Source organism: Pseudomonas sp. (genome assembly GCF_032058845.1).
GTDB lineage: Bacteria > Pseudomonadota > Gammaproteobacteria > Pseudomonadales > Pseudomonadaceae > Aquipseudomonas.
This window is the reverse complement of the sequence record NZ_DAMCCR010000129.1, coordinates 1-9,835: the sequence shown is the minus strand read 5'-3', so window position 1 is coordinate 9,835 and position 9,835 is coordinate 1. Positions and strand designations below refer to the sequence as shown.

The following is a 9,835-nucleotide window of genomic DNA, read 5'->3' as shown; positions in this document are numbered from 1 at the left end:
CCCGCTTCCTGGCCCTGCTGCCCTACACCGACAGCCACGGCCGCTGAGACCGGGTTTATCGACAAGTAGCAAGGGATACGCATGCGAGCGTTAGCTGATTTCATCATGCGCGGTCGTGTGCAGGCCACGGTAGTCGTGGTCGGTTGTGCGGCATTGCCGCTGCTGTTCTGGTTGAGTGCCGCCGCTGTGAGCCTGGTGTTCCTGCGGCGCGGTTTCAAGGATGCTTCGCCGGTCATCGCCTGGGCATTATTGCCGGTGCTGGCCTGGTGGAGCCTCGGCGATCCGCTGGTCCTGTTCGGGATGTGCGGAACGTTGGGCCTGGCAGCGCTGTTGCGCGCCGGGCATTCCTGGAACCGGGTGCTGTTGGTCAGCGTCGCACTGGGCCTGGTGTATGGGTTACTTCTGAGTTCGGTGTTCCGCGAACCGATTGAAGCTCTGGCGCGAGCGCTTGAAAAAGCCCTGCCGCAGATGCTCAACGGCTTCTACCAGAAACTCTCGGTAGAAGAACAAGCCCGGCTCGGAACGCACCTGTTCCCCATGGTCACCGGAATGATGGCAATAGGATTGCAGGTCATCTGTGTCCTGACCTTGATGTTGGCTCGCTACTGGCAGGCTGCGTTGTACAACCCCGGTGGTTTCGCCCGCGAGTTTCAGGCGGTGCGCTTCACCCCGGTGCCGGCAATGATGTTGCTGGCAGGTGTCATGTTCGGCCCGACCCTGGGTTCGGGGCTGGCGTTGTTGACACCGTTGTGCAGCGTGCCGCTCGCGCTCGCAGGCGTTGCCCTGGTGCACGGTCTGGTAGCGCAAGGACGACTGTCGAGGTTCTGGCTGGTTGGCTTGTATGTAAGCCTGTTGTTCATGCAGTTGACGTATCCGTTGCTCGTGGTCCTGGCCATTGTCGATAGCCTGATTGATTTTCGCGGTATCAAGTCCCGTCAACGCGACGATGACCCCGCGAACGGTGAAGGTTAAAAGTTAAGAGGTTTTACCAAATGGAACTGATCCTGCTGGAAAAAGTCGCTAACCTGGGCAACCTGGGCGACAAAGTTAAAGTCAAATCCGGTTACGGTCGTAACTTCCTGCTGCCGTTCGGCAAGGCCGTTAGCGCCACTGCCGCCAACCTGGCTGCATTCGAAGAGCGCCGTGCAGAGCTTGAAAAAGCCGCTGCAGACCGCAAAACTTCGGCTGAAAGCCGTGCTGCCCAACTGGCCGAGCTGGAAGTGACCATCACTGCCACCGCTGGCGACGAAGGCAAGCTGTTCGGTTCGATCGGCACCCACGACATCGCTGACGCCCTGACCGCCTCCGGCGTTGAAGTGGCTAAAGCTGAAGTTCGTCTGCCGAACGGCACCATCCGTCACGTCGGTGAATACGACGTTGCCGTGCACCTGCACAGCGACGTTGAAGCCACCGTTCGTGTGGTTGTGGTCGCTGCCTAAGCTGCGATGATCGGCTGGCCCCTCATGGGGCTGGCCGGTTAACATCGGGCACGCTCCTGCATTGCAGGTCGTGCCCTTTGTCGTTTTCATCCCCCCAGATTTTCGCGTGGCCATGAACGAACTCAGCACCCCCGAGCAACTCGACCTGCAAACCGCCGCCCTCAAGGTGCCGCCCCATTCCATCGAGGCCGAACAGGCCGTGCTCGGTGGTCTGCTGCTGGACAACAGTGCATGGGAGCGTGTGCTCGACCAGGTCTCGGATGGTGATTTCTATCGGCATGACCATCGCCTGATCTTCCGTGCCGTGCACAAGCTGGCGGATCAGAACCAACCGTTCGACGTGGTGACCCTGCACGAGCAGTTGGAGCAGGAAGGGGTGTCCTCGCAGATTGGCGGCCTGGCGTACCTCGCCGAGCTGGCCAAAAACACGCCCTCGGTTGCCAACATCAAGGCGTACGCTGCGATCATCCGCGAGCGTGCCACGCTGCGCCAACTGATCAGCATCAGCACGGACATTGCCGACAACGCCTTCAACCCGCAGGGGCGCAATGCGGCCGAAATTCTCGATGACGCCGAACGGCAGATCTTCCAGATCGCCGAGGCGCGGCCGAAGACCGGTGGCCCGGTGGGCGTCAATGACCTGCTGACCAAGGCCATCGACCGCATCGACACCCTGTTCAACTCCGACAGCGACATCACCGGCATCTCCACCGGCTATACCGATCTGGACGGCAAGACCAGCGGCCTGCAGCCGTCCGACCTGATCATCGTTGCCGGTCGTCCGTCGATGGGCAAGACCACCTTTGCCATGAACCTGGTAGAAAACGCCGTGCTGCGCAGCGACAAGGCGGTACTGGTGTTCTCGCTCGAAATGCCTGGTGAATCGCTGATCATGCGGATGTTGTCCTCGCTGGGTCGGATCGACCAGACCAAGGTGCGCTCCGGCCAACTCGATGACGATGACTGGCCACGGCTCACCTCCGCGGTGAACCTGCTCAACGACCGTAAACTGTTCATCGACGATACCGCCGGCATCAGCCCATCGGAGATGCGCGCGCGCAGCCGCCGCCTGGCCCGTGAGCACGGTGAAATTGGTCTGATCATGGTCGACTACCTGCAGTTGATGCAGATCCCGGGTTCCTCCGGCGACAACCGCACCAACGAGATTTCCGAGATCTCCCGCTCCCTGAAAGCCCTGGCCAAGGAATTCAACTGCCCGGTGGTGGCGCTGTCGCAGCTCAACCGCTCGCTCGAACAGCGCCCGAACAAGCGTCCGGTCAACTCCGACTTGCGTGAATCGGGCGCAATCGAGCAGGACGCCGACGTGATCATGTTCGTCTACCGCGACGAGGTGTATCACCCCGAAACCGAGCACAAGGGCATCGCCGAGATCATCATCGGCAAGCAGCGTAACGGCCCCATCGGATTCGTGCGTCTGGCCTTCATCGGCAAGTACACCCGCTTCGAGAACCTGGCGCCGGGTAGTTACAACTTCGATGACGATGAGTGACGGCGTATAGCTGCTGAGCGAATGTCGACGCTCAGCTACCGCTCTTAAGCACTGACGTGCGACGACTCGTTCTTCAGCTGTGGCGGATAATCCGACCACCTTGCAGCTCAATCACCCGATCAAAGCGCCAGAGCGCTTCGCGATCATGCGTCGCGCAGACGATTGCGCGTCCCTGGAGCCTGTCAAACAGCAAGTCCCAGGTTTGCTCAGCGGTAATGGCGTCAAGCCCGCTGGTGGGTTCGTCGAAGAAGTTGAAGTAGCCGGGATGATTCAGCACGCGCAGCAGAGTCAGGCGGCGAGCTTCGCCTCCCGAGATGGACTCTGCTCGGGCGTCCAAAGTCAGGTCGTACCAGGCCGTGTCCAATTCGAGTCTTTCCAGCCAGCGTTCGATCTGACTGCGATCGTGGGCGCGATCAAAGAGCACTGAACGTGGCAACGGACCCGGTACGAAGCGAGCGTCTTGCGGACACAGCCGTAACTGATCGAACTGCTTGTCGGCCGCGAGCCCGGCGAGGCTCTTGCCATCCAGATAGACGTGCTCACGAAGGGGCTGAAGGGTGCCGGCCAAGGCGTGCAGTAGCGTCGACTTGCCACAGCCACTCGGGCCGACGAGCGCGATACGTTCTCCGGGCTGGAGCACGAGCGCTTCATCGAGCTGTAATTGCAGCGCGTCACGACTGCGCAGATGGCATGGGGCGAGGCACAGTCCGATCTCTGACGGCGGCGGTGCTGCAGTGGCCGCAACAGGAGTGGCGTCGAACGTGGGCAATCGTAACCAGTATTCGAGCCTGCGTTTGTCCAGCCGAAACTGGTCGAGCAGTTTCCAGCCTTCGGCCAATTGCGTCACGCTGGCCAGTAGTCCGCTGACCAGCGTAAACAGCGCGACCAGTTCGCCAAGGCTCAATTGCGGTTGCGCCAGTGATTGGTCGTGCATGCCCCACAGCAGAAGGCCGCCGCTGCCGACCCCGATGAACACTACGCGCAAGGCAGTCAGCCAGCCCCCACTGTAGGCGACCCGTACTGCCGCATCGGCGTAGTCGCAGAGTGTGGCGTTAACCGGCTGCATGGCCGCATCTTCGGCCCGTTCGAGCTTGACCACCACCGCGCTGGCGAATGTGTCCACCCACTGCTCAGCCAGAGCGTCCTCATTGGCATTCACCGCATCGATGTGCGGACGACGCCAGCGTACGAGGCGGTCATTGGCCCAGAGAAAGCCCAGGCTCAACGGCACCAGGCCGATCAATACCGTGCTGGCCCCCAGATAGACGAACAGGGTCAGGAGTACCGCTGCTTCGGCGAACACGGGCCATGCCGAGCCGATCAGGAATCCCAGCCATCGTTCCTGGGCAGTGATGCCCCTATCCAGCACCTTGACCAAGGTGCCGCCATGGAGTTGTCCATAAGCCTCGAAATGCTTGTCCAGCAGTGTGCGGCACCAGCGCATGGACAGTTGCTTCACGTGTGATTGGCAAAGACGAGACAGGCTCCAGGCCTGCAATGGGGTCAGCGAGGCTTGCAAAACGATCACGCATAAGAAAACGCCCAGCAGTGCATGAGTTGAGTTGGGTGCGTCAGGCAAACTGTCGATGATGTCCGCAAGTACCAATGCTGGAACGACCGTCGTCACCTTCAGGATCAGTGTCACGATCAGCGCGGCAAGTACACTACTTGGAAATGCCATCTCAAACTTGTTGGCCATTGAATGCACTCTGTGGAGAAACCGGAATACCGGCCCTGCTTAGATGGAAGCGTTCCAGTCCCGGGATATATACTTGCAAAACCGTAGCGAGATCGTCTTGTTCAAAGAGCGTTCGCTGAAAGACCGGCCTCGTGCTGCGCTGAAGTGCATTGGAGATGAATTCGATCTGTTCAGCGACATCACGTTTTTCGTGAGCAGGATGGAGTGCGTCGACGGCACAAGGAGGCACAGGTCGAACAAGTGCGGCCAACCGACTGGAACGGTTCAACAGCTGTTTCGCGGTGTGATCTTCATGCACTTCGGTCGCGCTGTATAGTTGTTCGGACTGCAACTGCTCTGTCACGGCGCGGTACAACGCTGTGTGTGGGCTCAGCGAACAGCCAGAGCCTATCGTGCACAGCGGTCTGCGCTGCTGTTCGTCGGACACGGCAATGCAAAAGGGTACATCGAAGAAGTCGTGGGTCAGGAAGATATCCAGTTGGCACGCACTGGCGTGCAGACTGCGGTCATCAACGAAGGTCTCTTCCAGGAACGACGGCGAAGGGCGGTAGAGCCTGGGTAGCGGGGCGAGGCCGCACAGGCCCAGGTAATACATCGACAATGCGTGGCGTTCGATGGCCTCGTTCATGGCGTGCAGCAGGGCCTCGCGCCGAGTGCAGCCCAGCGCCATGCCCGAGTTGCTGGCGTACTTGGCGAGGTAGCCGACATCGGTGTTTTCGATAGCGCGCACCTGCTCGACCGAGGGGGCGACCATGACGGCGGGAACAAAGATCTGTTCGTCACTGTGCAGCCCTTTGAACTCGAAACACGGGAGTTGGCGATCCTTTGGCAAGGACTTGAGTAGCCCATCGTCGTGTGCTGCGAGAGAGGCGAGCACCTGATCGCTGGAAACTACAACAGGCGCCGAGCGCTCCATGAAGTAGTGCTCGATACTTTCAGCCAGGGCACCCACCATGCAGTGCAGGCCCTTGCCGGCACCGCAGGAAACTTCCTGATAATGCGCGTCGTACAACTGGCAAGTCGCGACCAGATCATGTTCGCCATGACGTTCCAGCGCTGCTTCTAATGCCAATACCTGCAGCAAGTGATCAAGGCGGTGACGGGCCTGACGCACATCCAGTTCTCGTTCGTTAAACATTGAGGCCTCCTTGAAAGAACCAGAAGGGCGTGGTTCCCTTCTGGCTCACCCCTTTTACAGTTGATTGAGGAATTCGGTTTCCGCATCGATGAACAGGTAGTTCACTACGCGTGGAACCTGAGGAATTGCAATTTCACTGCGACGACGTCCCATTGTATTGACTCCATTTGGTGTGGTGATAAGCGCTGTAGTGCGCAGGTTCTTTTTATCACTCAAAATTTACGTCAATCAAGGTTGAATGCTTTTTTAATTAGGTAACTTTGAGTAGGAATAATTACCTTGCGGTGAAGTATGTTTCCTGAAGATTTCCCGAGTTGATTACATAGTCGTTGTTATTTAATGATTTAGCCGCGTTAATGGGTCGGTCAGGCAAATCATTCAGTAACAAATGCTTAAGCCTGGGCCCTTCGCGGCAACGGACAGCGCGGCCTTACGCAGCTTGTCGCCCTTCATCAAGCGGCGCGATGATCATTTCCACTCACCCACGACGCGTTGCGAAACCAAGTGTCGGACGGGGCATTAATTCCTACCCATACCGTCGGATTTGGTCATTTTTTGTGCTATTCTCCGCGCCCGCGATTTCCCTGTACTCCAAAGACTGGTCACTGACATGCACGCAGCCAAGCCTCTCTACGACTATCCCAAATACTGGGCCGAATGCTTCGGGCCCGCGCCGTTCCTGCCGATGAGCAGGGAGGAGATGGATCAGCTCGGCTGGGATTCGTGCGACATCATCATCGTTACCGGTGATGCCTATGTCGATCATCCCTCGTTCGGCATGGCGATCATCGGCCGGCTGCTGGAGTCCCAGGGTTTTCGCGTCGGGATCATCGCCCAGCCTGATTGGCAGTCCAAGGACGACTTCATGAGGCTCGGCGAGCCGAACCTGTTCTTCGGCGTCGCGGCCGGCAACATGGACTCGATGATCAACCGCTACACCGCGGACAAGAAGATACGTTCCGATGACGCATACACGCCAGGCGGCCTGGCCGGCAAGCGCCCGGATCGGGCCAGCCTGGTGTACAGCCAGCGCTGTAAAGAAGCCTACAAGCACGTGCCGATCGTGCTCGGCGGCATCGAGGCGTCGTTGCGCCGCATCGCCCATTACGACTACTGGCAGGATCGTGTGCGTAACTCGATTCTGATCGATGCCAGCGCTGATATCCTGCTTTACGGCAATGCCGAGCGGGCCATCGTCGAGGTCGCCCAGCGCCTGTCCTACGGCCAGAAGATCGAAGACATCACCGACGTGCGCGGCACGGCGTTCATTCGCCGCGACACGCCCAAGGACTGGTACGAAGTCGATTCCACGCGTATCGACCGGCCGGGCAAGATCGACAAGATCATCAACCCCTATGTGAATACCCAGGACACCCAGGCCTGCGCCATCGAGCAGGAGAAGGGAAATGTCGAAGATCCGAACGAAGCCAAGGTCGTGCAGATTCTCGCCAGCCCGAAGATGACCCGCGACAAGACGGTGATCCGTCTGCCATCGATGGAAAAGGTGCGCAACGACCCGGTGCTCTACGCGCACGCCAACCGCGTGCTGCACCTGGAAACCAACCCGGGCAACGCCCGCGCGCTGGTGCAGAAGCACGGCGAGATCGATGTGTGGTTCAACCCGCCACCCATCCCGATGACCACCGAAGAGATGGACTACGTGTTCGGCATGCCCTACCAGCGCATCCCGCACCCGGCTTATGGCAAGGAGAAGATCCCGGCCTACGAGATGATTCGCTTCTCGGTGAACATCATGCGCGGCTGCTTTGGTGGCTGCACCTTCTGCTCGATCACCGAGCATGAAGGGCGGATCATCCAGAACCGCTCGGAAGAGTCGATCATCCGCGAGATCGAGGAAATTCGTGACAAGGTCCCTGGCTTTACCGGGGTCATTTCCGACCTCGGCGGGCCCACCGCGAACATGTACCGCATCGCCTGCAAGAGCCCGGAAATCGAATCCGCGTGCCGCAAGCCGTCCTGCGTGTTCCCGGGCATCTGCCCGAACCTGAACACCGATCACTCCTCGCTGATCCAGTTGTACCGCAGCGCCCGCGCATTGCCGGGGGTGAAGAAGATCCTCATCGCCTCTGGCCTGCGTTACGACCTGGCGGTCGAGTCGCCGGAGTACGTCAAGGAACTGGTCACCCACCACGTTGGCGGCTACCTGAAGATCGCCCCGGAGCACACCGAGGAAGGTCCGCTCAACCAGATGATGAAGCCGGGCATTGGCAGCTATGACAAGTTCAAGCGCATGTTCGAGAAGTACTCCAAGGAAGCGGGCAAGGAGCAGTACCTGATTCCCTACTTCATCGCCGCCCACCCGGGCACCACCGATGAAGACATGATGAACCTGGCCCTGTGGCTCAAGGGCAACGGCTTCCGCGCCGACCAGGTGCAGGCCTTCTACCCGTCGCCGATGGCCACCGCCACGGCCATGTACCACTCGGGCAAGAACCCGCTGCGCAAGGTCACCTACAAGAGTGAAGGGGTGGACATCGTCAAGAGCGACGAGCAGCGTCGCCTGCACAAGGCCTTCCTGCGCTATCACGATCCGAAGGGCTGGCCGATGTTGCGTGAAGCGCTGGAGCGCATGGGCCGCGCCGACCTGATCGGCCCGGGCAAGCATCAGTTGATCCCGCTGCACCAGCCGCAGAGTGACAGCTACCAGAGCGCCCGGCGCAAGAACTCGACCCCGGCCGGCAGCCACAAGGTGGGCAAGGAACAGAAGATCCTCACCCAGCACACGGGCCTGCCGCCACGCGCCAGCGACGGCAGCCAGCCGTGGGACAAGCGCGAAAAAGCCAAGGCCGACGCCTTTGCCCGCAATCAGCAGGCGGCCAAGGAGCGCAAGGAAGCGGCCAAGGGTGGCAAGGCGGTGAAGGGCAAGAAGCCGCGCCAGCCGGTCATTCCGCGCTGAGCAGACGATTCGGGGGCCGCAAGGGCCCCCGAATCGTTTATGGCTGAAAGAAAAGCATGCGCTTCAGGCCGACTCTCCATCCTGGTGTTGGCAGGGGAATCTGTAGCAGGACTGGACCGCGCTACACCTGCTACAGGCCTGTGCCAGGCGACGACCATATTCGCCAGGCGGCTCGTCCACAATCCAGTCGACAAATGAGGCGAGCACGCTGAATCTCATTGACCTCGACGCGTGCCTCAAGAGTGGCAAAAGGTCGCGCCTTTCAACATGAATGAAGGATCACTCCGGCCGGGCAAACTCGCAAACCGCCGCGCCACTGGCACCACAGGCATAAGCGGCGAGCATGCCGCGCATCAAGCTTCCAAGGGACATTGCAATTACTCCTAAATGAGCGGTTGTTGCATCGTCTATCAAAGGTGCATCATGCGCACTTAGATTGGTTGTATACAATCCATTGAACAATTCTACCGACTGCCCCCTTGACGCTGTGCTTGATCCACGTCAGCCCAGGTCAGGGCGGAACAGGGCAGTCTCGCAACGAACTACCCTGCCTAGGAGATTCAAGATGTTTGCGAAAGCCGTAGCGGTATCCCTGCTGACCCTCGCCAGCGCCTCCGTATTTGCCGCCGAGTGCTCGGTCACGGTCGATTCCACCGACCAGATGTCCTATGACACCAAAGAATTCACCGTCGACAAAAGCTGCAAGGCGTTCACCGTCAAGCTGACCCATTCGGGCAACCTGCCGAAAAACGTGATGGGCCACAACCTGGTCATCAGCAAGACTGCCGACATGCAGGGCATCGCCACCGAAGGCATGAGCCAGGGCGAAGCCAATGACTACATCAAGGCCGACAACGCCGGCATCATCGCCCATACCAAGCTGATCGGCGCGCCTGAGAAAGAAACCGAAATCAGTTTCGACCCCGCCAAGCTCGAAGCCGGCGGCGACTACAGCTTCTTCTGCACATTCCCAGGCCATATCGCCATGATGAAAGGCAAGGTGGTGGTGAAGTAACCCCTTCGTCTCACAGCAAAAAGGGCGCCTCGCAAGGCTAATGCCAGTCAGTTAAGCGATTGGGGCCGCTTCGCAGCCCATCGCGGCTAAAGCCGCTCCCACAGGATATACGTGAAC

General features: G+C 59.6%; 8 protein-coding genes. 5 read left to right on the top strand and 3 right to left on the bottom strand.

Annotated elements, in window-relative coordinates; translation table 11 throughout:
• Window positions 1-81 precede the first annotated feature (81 nt).
• From RT028_RS18285 to dnaB, 3 genes are all read left to right on the top strand, one after another.
• A complete protein-coding gene (locus RT028_RS18285; protein WP_312936602.1) occupies window positions 82-972 on the top strand; it encodes a hypothetical protein in 891 nt (296 codons plus the stop codon).
• A gap of 20 nt (window positions 973-992) precedes the next feature.
• A complete protein-coding gene (gene rplI, locus RT028_RS18280; RefSeq protein ID WP_312936601.1) occupies window positions 993-1,439 on the top strand; it encodes a 50S ribosomal protein L9 in 447 nt (148 codons plus the stop codon).
• 112 nt (window positions 1,440-1,551) lie between these two features.
• The gene (dnaB, locus tag RT028_RS18275; protein WP_312936599.1) at window positions 1,552-2,949 is read left to right on the top strand and encodes a replicative DNA helicase; all 1,398 of its coding nucleotides are present in this window, start codon (window positions 1,552-1,554) and stop codon (window positions 2,947-2,949) included.
• Window positions 2,950-3,022: 73 nt separating this feature from the next.
• Here the strand turns inward: dnaB and RT028_RS18270 are convergent, their stop codons facing one another.
• From RT028_RS18270 to RT028_RS18260, 3 genes are read right to left on the bottom strand one after another with little or no spacing between them, the layout of a single operon-like run.
• Window positions 3,023-4,648 (bottom strand): ATP-binding cassette domain-containing protein, encoded by a 1,626-nt coding sequence (locus RT028_RS18270; protein ID WP_312936598.1) that lies wholly within the window; start codon window positions 4,646-4,648, stop codon window positions 3,023-3,025.
• Window positions 4,632-5,786, bottom strand: coding sequence for a YcaO-like family protein (locus RT028_RS18265; RefSeq protein ID WP_312936596.1), 1,155 nt, complete (start codon window positions 5,784-5,786; stop codon window positions 4,632-4,634). Before RT028_RS18265 ends, RT028_RS18270 begins: the two co-directional genes overlap by 17 nt.
• 54 nt (window positions 5,787-5,840) lie before the next feature.
• Complete coding sequence (locus RT028_RS18260; protein WP_312936594.1) at window positions 5,841-5,939, bottom strand: alginate O-acetyltransferase; 99 nt, start codon at window positions 5,937-5,939, stop codon at window positions 5,841-5,843.
• 457 nt (window positions 5,940-6,396) lie between these two features.
• Here RT028_RS18260 and RT028_RS18255 point away from each other — a divergent pair, with 457 nt between their 5' ends.
• On the top strand, window positions 6,397-8,703 hold the full coding sequence (locus RT028_RS18255; protein WP_312936592.1) for a YgiQ family radical SAM protein: 2,307 nt from the start codon (window positions 6,397-6,399) through the stop codon (window positions 8,701-8,703).
• Window positions 8,704-9,268: 565 nt separating this feature from the next.
• Entirely contained in the window at window positions 9,269-9,718 is a 450-nt protein-coding gene (gene azu, locus RT028_RS18250; RefSeq protein WP_312936590.1) for an azurin, read from the top strand.
• Window positions 9,719-9,835 lie beyond the last annotated feature (117 nt).